Source organism: Mycobacterium seoulense (assembly GCF_010731595.1).
Taxonomy (GTDB): domain Bacteria; phylum Actinomycetota; class Actinomycetes; order Mycobacteriales; family Mycobacteriaceae; genus Mycobacterium; species Mycobacterium seoulense.
Map to the genome: position 1 here is coordinate 995,103 of NZ_AP022582.1, position 14,913 is coordinate 1,010,015.

At 62.5% G+C, this 14,913-nt stretch carries 10 protein-coding genes; 2 read left to right on the forward strand and 8 right to left on the reverse strand.

Annotation, left to right across the window (positions count from 1 at the left end):
- Nucleotides 1-43: 43 nt before the first annotated feature.
- Nucleotides 44-1,051, forward strand: coding sequence for a Gfo/Idh/MocA family protein (locus G6N37_RS04935; protein WP_163684619.1), 1,008 nt, complete (start codon nt 44-46; stop codon nt 1,049-1,051).
- A gap of 46 nt (nt 1,052-1,097) precedes the next feature.
- Here the strand turns inward: G6N37_RS04935 and G6N37_RS04940 are convergent, their stop codons facing one another.
- The gene (locus G6N37_RS04940) at nt 1,098-2,738 is read right to left on the reverse strand and encodes a GMC oxidoreductase (protein WP_232075290.1); all 1,641 of its coding nucleotides are present in this window, start codon (nt 2,736-2,738) and stop codon (nt 1,098-1,100) included.
- 250 nt (nt 2,739-2,988) lie between these two features.
- Here G6N37_RS04940 and G6N37_RS04945 point away from each other — a divergent pair, with 250 nt between their 5' ends.
- Nucleotides 2,989-4,065: an acyltransferase family protein gene (locus G6N37_RS04945; protein WP_167527361.1), complete on the forward strand. Its 1,077-nt coding sequence runs from the start codon at nt 2,989-2,991 to the stop codon at nt 4,063-4,065.
- A 159-nt stretch (nt 4,066-4,224) separates the two neighbouring features.
- Here G6N37_RS04945 and G6N37_RS04950 read toward each other — a convergent pair whose 3' ends face one another.
- The 7 genes from G6N37_RS04950 to G6N37_RS04980 all read right to left on the reverse strand — a co-directional run bounded on the left by G6N37_RS04950 (nt 4,225) and on the right by G6N37_RS04980 (nt 14,873).
- Nucleotides 4,225-5,127 carry a class I SAM-dependent methyltransferase gene (locus G6N37_RS04950; protein WP_163676725.1) on the reverse strand — a complete coding sequence of 301 codons (903 nt, stop codon included), beginning with the start codon at nt 5,125-5,127 and terminating at the stop codon, nt 4,225-4,227.
- 160 nt (nt 5,128-5,287) lie between these two features.
- Entirely contained in the window at nt 5,288-6,556 is a 1,269-nt protein-coding gene (locus G6N37_RS04955; RefSeq protein WP_163676729.1) for a glycosyltransferase, read from the reverse strand.
- A gap of 165 nt (nt 6,557-6,721) precedes the next feature.
- Complete coding sequence (locus tag G6N37_RS04960; RefSeq protein ID WP_163676732.1) at nt 6,722-7,555, reverse strand: TylF/MycF/NovP-related O-methyltransferase; 834 nt, start codon at nt 7,553-7,555, stop codon at nt 6,722-6,724.
- Between the two features lie 351 nt (nt 7,556-7,906).
- Nucleotides 7,907-9,010, reverse strand: a complete 1,104-nt coding sequence (locus G6N37_RS04965) for an NAD-dependent epimerase/dehydratase family protein (protein WP_163684625.1) — start codon at nt 9,008-9,010, stop codon at nt 7,907-7,909.
- A 167-nt stretch (nt 9,011-9,177) separates the two neighbouring features.
- Complete coding sequence (locus G6N37_RS04970) at nt 9,178-10,401, reverse strand: methyltransferase domain-containing protein (RefSeq protein WP_197745727.1); 1,224 nt, start codon at nt 10,399-10,401, stop codon at nt 9,178-9,180.
- A gap of 187 nt (nt 10,402-10,588) precedes the next feature.
- Complete coding sequence (locus G6N37_RS04975; protein WP_163676735.1) at nt 10,589-11,863, reverse strand: glycosyltransferase; 1,275 nt, start codon at nt 11,861-11,863, stop codon at nt 10,589-10,591.
- 97 nt (nt 11,864-11,960) lie between these two features.
- Nucleotides 11,961-14,873 (reverse strand): MMPL/RND family transporter, encoded by a 2,913-nt coding sequence (locus tag G6N37_RS04980; protein ID WP_163676738.1) that lies wholly within the window; start codon nt 14,871-14,873, stop codon nt 11,961-11,963.
- Between the last annotated feature and the right edge of the window lie 40 nt (nt 14,874-14,913).

Below are 14,913 nucleotides of genomic sequence, written 5' to 3' on the forward strand. Positions count from 1 at the left end.
GCCGAAGCGGTGGCCCTCCTCGGCTGCCCGAGCCGGTGCTACCATCTGGTCCGTGTCTCGTGAGGCCACAGTGCGGATCGGCATCCTCGGAGCTGCCCGGATCGCACCGTTAGCGCTCATCAACCCGGCCCGGGAGAACACCGAAGTTGAAGTCGCCGCTGTAGCGGCCCGGGACGCGGCGCGTGCCCAGGCCTTTGCGGACAAACATGGCATCGCCAGGGTGTACGGCAGCTACGAGGCGCTGGTCGCCGATCCAGAAGTCGACGCCATCTACAACCCGTTGCCAAACGGCTTACACGGCAGGTGGACCCGAGCAGCGCTCGCCGCCGGAAAGCACGTGCTGTGCGAAAAGCCGTTCACTGCCAATGCCGCCGAGGCCCGCGAGATCGCCGAACTGGCCGCGATGTCGGACCGGGTGGTGATGGAGGCATTTCATTACCGCTACCACCCCTTATGTCTGCGCGTCGAAGAGATCATCGCGTCAGGGGAGTTGGGCAGACTAGAGCGGGTGGAAGCGGCAGTGTGCTTCCCCCTCCCGAAGTTCACAGACATCCGCTACGACTACTCGCTTGCCGGTGGCGCGACGATGGATGCCGGATGCTACGCCGTCGACATGGTTCGTACCTTTGGGGGTTCGACGCCCGAGGTCGTATCGGCACAGGCCAAACTGCGTGACTCCCAAGTGGATCGGGCCATGACCGCCCGGCTGCGGTTCGCAGGCGGCCACACGGGACTCGTCCGCTGCTCGATGTGGTCGTCCGCTCTCTTGCGGTTGAGCGCCAAGGTGATTGGCGATCGCGGTGAGCTGCGTGTGCTCAATCCGGTGATGCCGCAGTCTTTCCACCGGCTCTCGGTGCGGTCGGCCGACGGGAAACGAGCCGAGCGCTTTCCGCGCCGGCCGTCGTACTCCTACCAACTCGATGCTTTCGCCGCCGCCGTGCTACGGGGGGAGCCGGTGAAGACGACGCCGGAGGCCGCGGTGGACAATATGACCGTCATCGACGCGATCTATCGCGCCGCCGGACTTCCGCTTCGGCAGCCGGCCCCGTAACCTCGCGAAGTCACCGAATTGGAGCCTTAGGGTGGCTCCGTGGTCATCAGGTGGCGAAGTGCGCCTGGTCAACGTGCGCCGCCACTCGCAGGGCGTTGGCGGCGATCGTCAAGCTTGGATTCAAGCCGGCGCTGGAAGGGAAGAACGAGCTATCCACGACGTATAGGTTTTCGACTTCGTGCGCCCTGTTGTGCCGGTCCAGCACGCTGGATGCGGGATCGTCACCAAAGCGGCATGTGCCGCAGACGTGGGCCACGGCTTTGTTGTCTTCGGCGCCCCGCAGCGTGATTTTGCGGAACGGCTCTAGCACTTCTTTCAACTGTCTCAAAAACACTGCGCGGCGGTCGATCTCATTGGGGTGAAGGCGATACTGGAGGCGCAGGCGCTGGCGACCGTCCACATCCGGCCGATCGGATTGCAAGACGCGGTTGTCCAGGTAGGGCAAGTCTTCCATGATGGCCGCAAGCACCAGTCCACCGTTGAAGAACCGCTCATAACCCCGGCGCACCACTGGATTCATCAGGCGCAATGCCCTCGCCCGCCACCCGGGAGTGCTGGTCATGATTTCCAGGGGTGGCATCGAGCCGAATGACTGCACGGTGCCGTATTTTTGGCCCTCCCAGAAATAGAAATCGTTCAGCCCGATCTCTTTGTTGGCGCCCATCATCCTGACGTCGGGCTGCGGCCAGATTTCGACCATGTCAACAAGATGACGCATCAGGTTGCGGCCCACCAAATCTGAGCCGTTGGCCAAGCCGCGCGGCCAATCTGCCGAACGGGAATTGAGCAACAGCACGGGCGTCACCAGCGCGCCGGCGGCCAGCACCACCACCTCGGCCTTCAACGCCAAGGTCCCGGACGGACTCTCGCAAATCACTTGAGTGACTTTGGTGCGGTCTGCTTCCAGGCGCACGACCCGACATTCGGGCAACAGGTGGGCTCCGTGGTCGGTGACGGCCGGCAGCACGCAATTGCGGCCGGCGTCGTTCTTGCACGACTGGCTGCAGAGGTAGCTCTGGCAGGTGGAACATTCTTCGGTGTAATCACAGGCCATCGGCAGGTGATAGGGATGCAAACCGCGACCCGCCAGATAGTCGACCAGAGGCTGGTTCTCTGCCGAAAACGGCGGTGCGGCAGGCAGACCCGCGTCGGCGGCCTCCGGGCGCAGTGGGTCGGGCTCGCCACGAACCCCGAGCAGCTTTTCGGCCGCGGCATACCAGGGCCGCATCTCGTCGTAGGTGACCGGCCAGGCCTCCGGCACGGTGGAATCGCCCGGGTTGCGGAAATGCTGGCGGGGAGCGAAGTCCCGAGCGAAAAATCGCTCGCAGACCATGCCATAGAGGGATGACGACCCCCCCGTCCCGCTGCCCAAAAAGGGCACAAATCGCCGCGGCGACCGGGCGCTGATATCTTCGACCTCGTCCGTTGAGCGGCCGGACCGGGTCAAGGCGGCGTAGTACGTCTCCGCAGAACGGCAGGCCACGCGCTCGGCGACTTCGGGCATCGAAGCTCGAATCGTCCCTGGTGCCCCCGGCAGGGTCGAGCGTCCCTTTTCGACGAACAGCACCCTTCGCCCCGAGCGGGCTAATGAGTAGCCCAGGGTCCCGCCGCCCATGCCGGTACCGACGACGATGACGTCCCACACGCCGCGTTCCGCCTCCCGTGCGGTCAGCTCCCCGTCGGCCAAATCGACTTCCTCAGCGGATGATTGCCTGAACTGTTGCCCGGTCTGGGCGAATCACGACAGTATCATCTGGCAGGAGCGCACACGCTGAAGTTTCCCGTCGACTGATTCGTGACCGGCTGGCGAGGACCGAGGCGAGCGCCCCCGGACGATGGCCGCAGGGTTACATCCAGACCTGTTTTGCAAACCTCCATGCGACGTCCGCGGGACTGCGCAACACTGGACGGGCAATCGGGGATGAGGTTGGAGTCGCATGAAACTGAGCCAAGTGTTCGATCCGCGCATGAATGCCCTCAATGTGTGGCGACTTGTGATGGCCAGTGCCGTCGTACTACAGCACTCCTGGCCGCTGACCGGCCACACGGCTCCTGGTTTACACGGCCTCTATGACGTAGCAGTCGACGGCTTCTTCGTCCTCTCGGGGTTTCTCATCACGGCGAGTTGGCACCGCAACCCGCGCCCTCGCGAGTACTTCGCCGCGCGCGCCCTGCGTATCTTTCCGGGATTGTGGGTCTGCCTGATTGTCGTCGCCTTCGTCATCGCCCCGATCGGAGTGGCCATTCAGGGCGGGTCGCCGAAGAAATTACTAATGTCGGCTGCGCCAATCGAATACGTGCTGAACAACGCGGTACTGAACGTGTACCACGGCAGTATCGCAGGGACGCCGAACGGAGTCCCCTGGCCCCATGTGTGGGATGGGACGCTCTGGACGCTGATATTCGAGCTGTTCTGCTACATCGGAGTCGCCGGTGCCGGCGTTGTAGGGCTGCTAGGGCGCCGTTGGGCCGTTCCTCTCGCGTTCGTACTGGCGGTGTCATTGGCCGCGGTGGTGTCCTACCCGGGCTTCGCGGTGCAAACCATCCCGCAGATGATTGGACGCTTCGCGGTAATGTTCCTGGCCGGAATGCTCATACACCAGTTCCGCGAGGTGTTGCCCGCTCGATGGTCGCTCGTAATTGTCTGCTTGGTTATCGCCATTGGTTCCGCCTTGCTCAGCACCAACTATCGGGTGATCGGGGCCATTCCGTTGGCGTACGGGGTTATCGTTTCAGGCGCACTGATCCATAATCCGCGCCTCAGGCTACGGACCGATCTTTCGTATGGCATCTACATCTACGGGTGGCCGGTGCAGCAGTTCCTGGTCATGTGCGGGCTCAGCTTTTTGAATCCGTTCGTGTTCTTCGCCGTTGCCGGTGCCGCGACCCTGCCTCTCGCCGCATTGAGCTGGTTTGGGGTCGAGAAGCGGGCGATGGCGTTGAAGTCCCGGTTCACCCGGAAACGCCATGGTTTGCCCGCAGCCACCGTTCAGCAGGAGGCAACCTCCGGGTAGGCGTGGGCCCGCTGTAAGCGGTCCGGCCGGCCGCATTTTGGCCGGGCGATTGAACGCTCTGGGTTCCTGCGCGCGCGGCGACGTTCGGGGCGTCAGCCGCCCATGGTCAGATGAATCGCCAGGTCAGGGGCGGCGGGGTAAATCGCCGGCCATCGCCGTCTAGCCCAACTGATGTTGATGCGTTTGTTCCCGCGAGCGACCGTTATTCGACGGATCTGAAATCGCAGCCGGGACGGGTGGCTTGCTGACCCAATCCGCGATCTCGTCGACGAATGCATGCTTCTTCTGCAGGAGGATTTGGTACTGGGCGTGCAGAACCTTGTATTCGCCCGCGTGGTATTTCAGAAATTGATTGATCGCCCATGCGGTATTCGCCCGGGCTCGAGGATAGGCCGGCCACATAACGTCATCGAATATTATGACCCCGCCTTGTTTGAGCAAACGCCAGGAATTAAGGCAGTCGACGATTGCATCATCGGAGAAGTGGGATCCATCCACATAGATGACGTCGAATTCTTGTTTCTCGGCCAGCAATTGCGGCAACATATTCAGCGACGATCCCTTGCGCTTCGTTACGCGCGTTGCACCCGAGGAAACGTTGCTGTCAAACCTGGCTTCCAGGTCCCGCAAGTCCGGGGTCGCGTTGTAATGCCATTCGTCACTACCTGCCCAGGTATCGACCGCGGTTAACGTGCCGCGCGAGAAGTACGTCAGGAAGAACAGGCTTGAGCGCCCTTCCCACGACCCTATCTCGAGGATGCGTACCGGGTCTGCGCGATCGAAAACCTTCGGAAAGGTGACACACCACGGCACGATGTTCATATCGAACCAGCGCTCTTGAAATTGCCCTTGCGCTGCTTTTTCCTCAAATTCCGCGGTGACCGCAGCAATGTGCTTGGCGGTCCGCGACGGAACTCCCCGCTTGACTAGGCGATAGCGCACAGCGTCGGTGATATAGTGCCGAGCCACGGAAGGACGCATCGCCCCAAGCCAACAAAAAAATAGGATGGTGAGGGTTCTGGGCGTCCACCGAACTTTCGGTTTGCTCGTCAGGCTGGTCATGGTGTCCTTGGTCGTGTCTGCAAAGGTCGGTGCGATCTTGTCTCGCGGCTCGAATTGTCGGTCTCAACAGTACCGTTCGGCGAGATCGTTGGTCGGCGTCGTTGGATCCTAACAGGCCGCTATCCGGCAGCGCGGCGGTTTGGGTCTCCACCGCAAACAGTCAGGCACGATGCCTCGAACGGGCGTAGTCCTCTACTAGGTCAGCAGCCTTCGCGACGGAGTCGGCGGGTGTGGTCATCCGGCCGGCGAGTTCGCGGGCGCGGGTCGCGTATTCGGGGTCAAGGATTCGGCGCAGGTCAGCGACGAGGGATTCGCGCGTTGTATTCGAAAAGCGCCGGGACGTTCCCACCTTCAGCCGTTTGACCCGGGCTCCCCAGAGCATCTGATTGACGTCCATCGACAGGATCAGGGTGGGAACCCCGGCCCGCATGCTCGCGGCCGTGGTGCCCGAGCCGCCGTGATGGACCACGGCTCGGCAGGCGGGAAAGACCGCGGCGTAGTTAACGGCGCCGACCACCTTGACGTGGTCACCATGCGGGACGTCACTGAAGTCACTCCAACCCGCGCAGATCAACGCACGCTCGCCCAGCTCCGCGCAGGCGGAGCTGATCATCTCGATCGCGTCGGCGGGGGATTCCACCGGCATGCTGCCGAACCCGAAGCAAATGGGAGGGGTGCCCGCGGCGATCCAGGATGCGACTTCCCCGTCGGCCTCGGTGGTCATTGCCATTGTCAGGGCACCAACAAACGGACGTTGGCCGTCCCATTTGGCCCATTCCGCGGCCAGCCCAGGAAAGCACGCCTCGTCGTAGGCCTGAATTTCCAGCGCTCCGCTTCGGGCAAACCGCCGCGCCGCGGGGCTGTTCGCTTTCGGTAACCCGAGTTCACGGCGCTGGGCACGCTCGACTTTCCTGTTCAGGAGCCAGCCCAGCCAGTCGAAGGCCGTCATTGCCAGCCGCGAAAGCGGCGCCGGCAGGATGGGTAACAGCTGGCTGTTCGCGCGTACCGGGACGTGATGCAGCGTGGCTAACGGGATGTTCAGGTATTCCGCGACGTTGACCGCGGCCTCCTGGTAGCTGAGGCCGACGAACAGCAGGTCGGCTCCGTCCGCCACCGATGTCAGCGTCTTGCTCATCTGGGTCCAGGACTCGTCGCTCAGCTCCCACATTTCGTGCCAGAGCTTCCGAAGGTCTCTGATCTTCCAGAAGGCCCCGAAGAAAGACGTCCAGAAGTTGCGATACACGTCCACCCACGTTCGCGTGTCCAGGCCGTAGGCGACTGCCGAAACGCCTGCCGCCTCGACAAAACCGACCGAGTCGGGTGGCACAGCCATCCGGACGTCGTGCCCTCTGCGCGCCAGTTCACGGGCGACCACCAAGGACGGCTCGATGTCGCCTCGGGTCCCGTAACTCGCCAGCACAAATCTCATCGCTAACCCCAACCAACCAAGTCCTACAGTCCCGCCCGTACCGACCACCACTGGCAGCGACGCCTCGCGCAAGTAGATGAATCCCGTTCAGATACCTGCTTCAGCGGACGCGGATTCTTCGGTGTAGATAGAAGCGGGGCGCCTATGACGGGCCCCGCTCCTGCACTACTTTCGCCAGAACACACCACATTGATCGATCGTGACGATCTCCGAGGAGATCCCGTGCTTGCCACGGTAGTCCGCGACGGCTTGGCGACAGCCGGCAAGGTTGTAGTCGTCGATGATGCAGAAACCGCCTGGTGACAATCGCGGGTACAAGGCGTCGAGCGCTTGAATCGTCGATTCGTACAGATCGCCGTCGAGCCTCAGCACGGCGATCTGGTCGATCGGCGCACCCTGCAACGTGTCCTTGAACCAGCCCGGAAGGAAGCGGACCTGATCATCCAGCAGGTTGTAGCGTTCGAAATTTCTTCTGACTTCAGCTTCCGACACCGCGAGGACGGGCGCAGCGTGATGCAGGCCGAGCGAGAAGCGCGGAAGCTTGTCCGCTTCGTAGTTCGCGGTGTCCGGCGGCGGCACACCTTCGAATGAATCGGCCAGCCAGACGCGCCGGGTCTTGTCCCCGTAGGCCGCTAGAACGGCTCGCATGAGAATCGACGCGCCGCCCCGCCATACACCGCATTCGACGAGATCACCCGGGACGCCCTCGGTCAACACAGTCTCAACGCAATGCTGCAGACTCGTGAGTCGCTTCATTCCGATCATGGTCTCGGCGTCGGCCGGCCAATCCATGCCCAAGTCGCGTGCGTGCTGATCGAATGGGCGCTTGCGCACCAGCATCCAGCTGCGGTTCTTGAGGAACGGAAGCCACGTCAACCACCCCACGCTGGCGCGCATCCGCAGCGGCCACCCCACGGGCACGAGTTGGTCCATGCCATACCTGGTGAGGTCGCGCCGGATCTGATCCAGGTAGAGAGATCGGACGTCGCTATCGGTCACGGTCAAAACCGCCCCCTGTCTCGCATGCCAGTAAGTATCCGGTGGTGAGCCTAGACGCCCACCGACGGCCTCAATGCCGTTTAGAGTTTTCCAGCTCGGGTTTGCCACAGTTCGGTCAGTCGTCCCGGCGGCCCCGGCCGTTAGCGGACTTTTCCTCAGCGGCGCCCCGCTTGCTGGTACCCCCGATCCGGGCCGGGCGCGTGCATAGATTAGCGCAGACCTTGCTTGCGCCCGGCCAACGGACCTGTCGCGGAGCCCGCTGACCGACCCGGGGAACCGCAAGCTTGGGAGCCGTCGGGTAGCGCGGACAGCCTGCCTCCTCGGTCAAGTTGGGGGGCCGTGAAAGGGGCGTTAACGTCGGGACGAGACGTCCGACGCGGCGGAATCGCCTGCCGCGGAACGCACTTCGGGCTGTTCGCCAATCCATTCGACCAGGGCGCGCAGGCCGTCGTCGAGCGCCCACTTGGGCCGCCAATCGAGTTCGTTGCTCGCCGGCTCGATGCTGCAGCTTGCCGCACGTATGTCGCCGTCGCGGAATTTCGGCACGACGATCGGCTCGGGGGCATCGAAGATCGCGGCGATCTTGCGCGCCAGTTCATGGATGGTTATGCCACTGCCCGAGCCGATGTCGACGCAGCGCGATTCAGCCGCAGGTCTTTGCACTGCCGCGAACAGCGCGTCGACGACATCGTCGATGTAGACCAGGTCGCGCACGATCCGGCCGTCTTCGTACACTTCAGACGGCCGCTTCTCGCGGGACAACCGCGCGAAGAACGGGACCACTCCCGTATACGGATTGTTCAGCGATTGGCCCGGCCCGTAGGCGTTTTGGAGCCGCAACACGCTCAATTTCGTGTCGTGCGCGGCGGTCCAGGCGGCCAACAGGTGTTCTTGGGCGAGCTTGGTGGCGCCGTAAATGTTGGTCGGCCGAGGTTCGGTTTCACCCGCACGGTTCGGAATGGGCACCGCGGCTTCGCCCGTGGGTCCCACGGGGTCCCAGGCGCCGGCGAGAAGCTGCGCGTGGCTTCGGGGTCGCGGATAGAAAATGTGGGTGCCGGATCGCCACGCACCCTCGCCGTAGACGGCCCTCGACGACGCCAACACGAGCTGATCGGGCACCAGCTCGAAGCGGCTCAACGCGTCAAGGAGCTGCGTCGTGCCCACGACGTTCACCGAGCCGTGGCGGGTCGCCTGGGACAGCGACTGCGCGGTTCCCGTCTCGGCCGCCAAATGGACGATTTGGGAGGGGCGGAACAATCTCAGCACTGCATCAAAGTCTGGTGCATGGGTGACGTCACCGGTGAAAAGCCGCACGGACGGCGCCAGCTTCAGGGTTGGACGGTCACCGTGCACCTGAGGAAGCAGGACATCCATTACGGCGACGTCGTAACCGGCCTCGACGAGACGGCGCGAAAGCAGGGTACCGATGAACCCTGCCCCGCCAGTGATGAGCACGGACGCTGACAAGGGCCGGAGCCTCCTGTTCGAGTGCAGAGGAAATTGGGTGAGCGGAACGCGTTGCCGGAGTGGAAACCGGGTCGATCATATCGGTGAGTTCGGCAGCGTCAGCCCGAGTGAGGGATAAAGCCCGGCGATCGTGCGCTGACACCGACCGCCGGCCATCACACCAGATGGACCTTCGGCGAATACAGGATCCACCGTCCACCGTTCTCATGGAACCGACGCTCCTTCGCCATGATCTCCTCGGCGTGGTTCCAGGCGAACAGCAAAGCGTAGTCAGGGTAGGGATCGGAGAACGACTCGGGCGGGCAGACCGGAATTCTGGTGCCCGGTGTGACGCGACCTTGCTTCTCGGGGGTCGAATCACAGACGATGGGGAGCAACTCGGGGCCGATACCGCAATAGTTCATCACGGTGGCGCTTCTCGACGTGGCCCCATATCCGACAACACGGCGGCCGGCGGCACGTAAGTCCCGGAGGAGCGTGACGAGGTCCGTCCGGATGCCCTCGACCGCGGCGGCGAACTCGGCGAACGTCGCTTCCTCGGCAAGGCCCTCGGCTTCCTCGCGCGCCAAGAATTCCGCCACGGATGCGGAAGGCTTCGAGGTGCCAGGTCGTGCCGCCGTATAGCGGATGGAACCCCCGTGTAACGGAAGGTGTTCGACATCGATCAGCTCGAAGCCGAAACGAGCCGCCATCGCCTGCACCGACCGAACCGAGAACAGATAGATGTGCTCGTCGTAGATTTGGTCGAAGTAGACGCACCTGACGATGTCGCCGAGATAGCGATCCTCGAACACGAACAGCCCGTCCGGTGCGAGCAAGATGTCGACCCCGAGGAAGATCGACTCGAGGTAGGAGATGTGGCTGATCGCGTTCGCCGAGTAGATCAGTTGTGCGGGCCCGTACTCGTCGCGGATCTTGGTCGCCGTCGATGCGTTGAAAAAGTCCTTCCATACATTGACGCCGTTGGTCTGCGCCACGTCTGCAGCGACCGCGGCCGGATCCACTCCGAGATGTCGCATCCCGGCCTCGCTGAGCGTCTTCAGCATGACGCCGTCGTTGCTGCCGATTTCGACGACGAACCCATCGCGACCGCCCGGGCAGGTCTGCATGATCCGCCGTGCCACGTCCTGGCCATGTTTGCGGATCAGTGAGGAACCGGACGCGCGGTAAGGATATTCCGCGTGAAACATCTGGTGCGGGGGAAACTCGTCAAGCTGCTGCACCATGGTGCACGACCCGCAGAGTCCAATCGCAAGCCGAAAAAACGGCACCTTGGTCGCCTTCTCGGGCCTCACGAAGGCGTTCGAGACGGGCTGCGGACCGAGGTCAAGCACTTCACGGACGACGCCTTTGCACAGGCGGCAACTTTGCTCGGTCAAACCCGGCCCCTAACGCGCATGTCAATATCAGCAGTGACGACCGCGGCCCCGAATCGCCGTCGTCAGTACCTTCTCAGTTTGCCCAACATTAGGTCGCCACTGTACCGATGATGACATCTGATGCGCGATCTGCGCGAGCTGGTCAAGGTATCCTCCGCGCGATGGAGCGCAGCACCGCCCGCACACGTCACTCAACACGTCTGCGCCGCGCTGCTTCGATGAGCAACTCGGCCGCACTGGCGACGCTTTCGGCGGGCTTGGTCATGCGCGTGGCGAGCTCCCGCGCCCGAGCGGCGCATTCGGGGGAGAGCGTCCGACGGAGGTCTGTGACCAGCGAGCGTTGGGTGGTGGCCGAGAAACGCCGGGCGGTGCCGACGTTGAGTCGTTTGACCTGATTTCCCCAATATGGCTGATCGGCGGAACTCCACAGGATCAACGTAGGTGCGCCGGCGCGCAGGCTTGCGGCAGTGGTGCCCGAGCCGCCGTGGTGCACCACCGCCCGGCAGGCGGGAAAGACTGCGGCATAATTCACGACACCCACCACTTTGACGTGGTCATAGCCCGGTACGTCGCTGAAGTCGTTCCCGCCGAAACAAATCAACGCCCGCTCACCCAACTCTGCACACGCGGCGCTGATCATTGCGACCGTGTCGGCCGGGGACTCCACGGGTATGCTCCCGAAGCCGAAGCAGACTGGCGGTGGTCCTGCCGCGATCCACGCTGCGACCTCCTGGTCGGCATCGGTGCTCAACTCCATCGCGAGCGCACCCACGAAGGGCCGCCGCGGACCCCACTTCGCCCATTCGGCCGCCAATCCGGGGAAGCACGCCTGGTCGTAGGCCTGGATTTCCAGCGACCCACGCTCGGCGACCCGTCGCGATGAACGAACCTTCGCCTCGGGGAGACCGAGCTCACGGCGCTGCGCATTCTCCACACTTTTCGTCGAGCGCCAAAACAGCCACTCGGTCGCCGTCATCATGGAGCGAACCGCGGCCGGCGGCGCGCTGGGAACAAGCTCACCGTTGGCCCGCATCGGAAAGTGATGCAACGCGGCTAACGGGATGTCGTAATGCTCCGCAACGTTGGCGGCGGGCTGCTCGAAATTGATGCCGGTGGACAATAGATCAGCCCCTTCCGCCAGTGATAGCAAGGTCGCACCAACCTCGCCCCAGTGCCGGATGATCGGCTCCCACACCCTACGCACCACACGGATCGGTCCGCGGATCGTCCAAACGCTGCGGAAGAAATCCCTCCACATGTTTCGCAAGAACTCTTCGTCCAAAAAGTTCTGCAGTTTTGGTCCGTAGGCGACCGCCGCGAGCCCGGCCGACTCGACGAAGCCGACAAGGTCGGGCGGAACGGCCAAACGGACGTCGTGCCCTCTGCGCACCAATTCGCGGCCAACTGCGGCTGACGGCTCGACGTCGCCGCGAGTCCCATAGCATGCCAGGGCGAACTTCATGACGAACCCTCGACCGCGGTCGCCATTCGCCTAGCGCCACGAACATCGGCGAGTATCTCCAGGAGGTCGTCCATCAACAGCGTTGGCGGCAACTGCCCTATCGAGCGGGCCGGGGGATTTCGGCTGTTGGTGCGTCGTCCTCATACCCGTGGTGCAGCAGCAACGACCGCACCAGGGGACGCGGTCCTTCCGCCCGAAGCATTTGACTGGCGGGGCGGGGGCGAACGATCTGCGGCCACCAGAACCAACGTCCGAGCAGGGCCGCGATGGAAGGTGTCATGAACGAGCGCACGATCAAGGTGTCGAATAACAGGCCCAGGCCGATCGTCGTACCGACCTGACCGATGATCCGCAAATCGCTGGCCACCATTGAGGCCATCGTGAATGCGAACACCAAACCGGCGTTCGTCACGACCTTACCGGTACCGCCCATCGCGCGAATGATGCCGGTGTTGATGCCGTCCGCTATTTCCTCTTTCATTCGGGACACCAGCAGCAGGTTGTAGTCCGACCCCACCGCCAACAAGACGATCACCGACATCGGCAGCACCATCCAGTACAAATTGATGCCCATAATGTACTGCCAGATCAGTACTGACAACCCGAACGAAGAACCGAGCGAAAGCGCCACCGTGCCGACAATGACCAGCGAGGCCACGAAACCTCGGGTGATGATCAGCATGATGATGAAAATCAGGCAGAGCGCACCGACTCCCGCGATAAACAAATCGTACGTGGAGCCGTCGCGGAAGTCCTTGAATGTCGACGCGGTGCCGGCAATAAAGATCTTGGACGGCTCGAGCGGCGTCGTCTTGAGGGCCTCTTCCGCCGCCGTCCGTATCTTGTCGATACGCACGAGACCCTCGGGCGAGGCGGGATCACCCTTGTGCGAGATGATGAATCGAGCCGCTTTCCCGTCCGGGGACAAGAACTGACTCATCGCCTTTTTGAAGTCGTCGTTCTGGAAAATGTCCGGCGGCAGATAGAAGGAATCGTCGTCCTTGGCGGCGTCGAACGTCGCCCCCATCGCCGTGGCGTTCTCTTTCTCGTTGTCCATCTGGCCGAGCGTTCCGTTCATGGTGCTGTAGCTCGTCAGCAGCATGTTGCGCGCGTCCTCCGCGATCGCGATCGACGGCGGGAAAATCTCGAGCAGTTGCGGCAACAGCGTGTCCATCTTGTTCAGGTCGACGATGAGTTCATCGAATTTATCGCTCAGTGTGTCGATGCCGTCGAATGTCTCGAAGATATTTCTCAACGACCAGCATATGGGGATATCGTAGCAGTGCCGTTCCCAGTAAAAATAGCTTCGAATCGGTCGGTAGAAGTCTTCGAAATCGGACAAGTGGTCCCTGATTTCCGATATAACCTCGCGCATCTCTTTGGTCTTGTTGATCGAGTCGTGCGTCAGGGCGGTAATCTGCTTCTGCAATTCGTACATGCGTTTCATCGACGCGATCTGGAACGACAGCACGTCCGCCTGCTTGAGCATATCTACCGTGCGGTCTTTCATGTATTTCTGATCTTGCTGCATGACGGCATACTGCATTTGCATCAGGAAGGGTATCGAGGTGTGCTGGATCGGTGTCCCCTCGGGGCGGGTTATGCCCTGCACCCGAGAGATACCCTGAATCTTGAATATCGCCTTCGCCAGCCTATGCAAGACGAGAAAATCCGCGGGATTGCGCATATCGTGATCCGATTCGATCATCACGATTTCGGGCATCATTCGTGATTGCGAGAAATGACGATCGGCGGCCGCGTATCCGACATTCGCGGGAATGTCACTGGGCATATAGAACCGGTTGTTGTAGCTCGTCTGGTAGCCGGGCAGCGTCACCAGACCCACCAGCGCGACCGCCACCGTCGCAGCGAGGATCGGCAGGGGCCAACGCACGATGGCCGTCCCGATCCGCCGCCATCGACCGAACGCGAGAATCCGCGTGGGGTCGAACAGCCCAAAGCCACTTCCGATCGTGAGAACCGCAGGCACCAGGGTCAGCGCGATCACGACCGCCACGAGCATGCCCACGGCGCACGGCACTCCCATGGTCTGGAAAATGGGCATCCGGGTAAAGCCCAGGCACAACATCGCCCCGGCGATCGTCAACCCCGAACCCAACACCACCGGAGCGACCCCGCGGTAGGTGGTATAAAAGGCGGTTTCCCGATCTTCGCCGGCTTGACGCGCCTCTTGATATCGACCGAAGAAGAAAATCGCGTAGTCGGTTCCAGCCGCCATCGCGAGGGCCACCAGTAGGTTGACGGCGAAAGTCGAGAGCGCCACGAGACTATGATCGCCGAGAAAGGCAACGATTCCCCGGGCCGCAAATACCTCGATGCCCACGGTGACCAACAACAGAATGACGGTGAAGATTGATCGATAAACGAAAAGCAGCACCACAAAGATGATCAGCGCGCCCACCGCGGTCATCTTCAGAATGGATCTGTCACCGGCCTGCTGCATATCCGACAACAACGCCGAAGGGCCGGTGACATAGACCTTGACTCCCGGAGGCGGCGGCGTCCGTGCGATGATATTGCGGACCGAGGCAATGGAGTCCTGGCCCAGGGTCGTGCCCTGGTTGCCGGCGAGATTCACTTGCACATAAACGGCCTTGCCGTCGTCGCTTTGCGCACCCGCCGCCGTCAGTCGATCTCCCCAAAGGTCCTGCACATGCTCGACGTGCTTCGAGTCGGCTTTAAGCGCGCGGACCAATTGGTCATAGTAGGTATGGGCGTCGTCCCCGAGGCGCTGCTGCCCCTCCAGCACGACCATCGCGATACTGTCCGAATCCGACTCTTTGAAGTCCCTGCCCATGCGCTGCATGGCCTGCACGGCCGGTGCATCCTGCGGGGCCAGTGGCACGGAATGCTCTCGGCCGACCGTCTCCAGCCACGGAACAGCCAAAGTCACCAACAGGGTCAGTGCCACCCAGGCCAGGACGATGAGCACCGAAAGCTTGCGGATGCTCCGGGCGACGAAGGGGCCTCGAGGGTGTTCGGTGCTCATACGGCCCTCAACAGCCAGGCGGCGGCATTCAGCGGGATCA

What these genes read in the sequence shown, in the direction of transcription:
- G6N37_RS04975 (WP_163676735.1), bottom strand. Translation starts at nt 11,863, where the DNA reads ATGAAGTTCGCCCTGGCATGCTATGGGACTCGCGGCGACGTCGAGCCG.
- G6N37_RS04945 (WP_167527361.1), top strand. Translation starts at nt 2,989, where the DNA reads ATGAAACTGAGCCAAGTGTTCGATCCGCGCATGAATGCCCTCAATGTG.
- G6N37_RS04955 (WP_163676729.1), bottom strand. Translation starts at nt 6,556, where the DNA reads ATGAGATTTGTGCTGGCGAGTTACGGGACCCGAGGCGACATCGAGCCG.
- G6N37_RS04950 (WP_163676725.1), bottom strand. Translation starts at nt 5,127, where the DNA reads ATGACCAGCCTGACGAGCAAACCGAAAGTTCGGTGGACGCCCAGAACC.
- G6N37_RS04980 (WP_163676738.1), bottom strand. Translation starts at nt 14,873, where the DNA reads ATGAGCACCGAACACCCTCGAGGCCCCTTCGTCGCCCGGAGCATCCGC.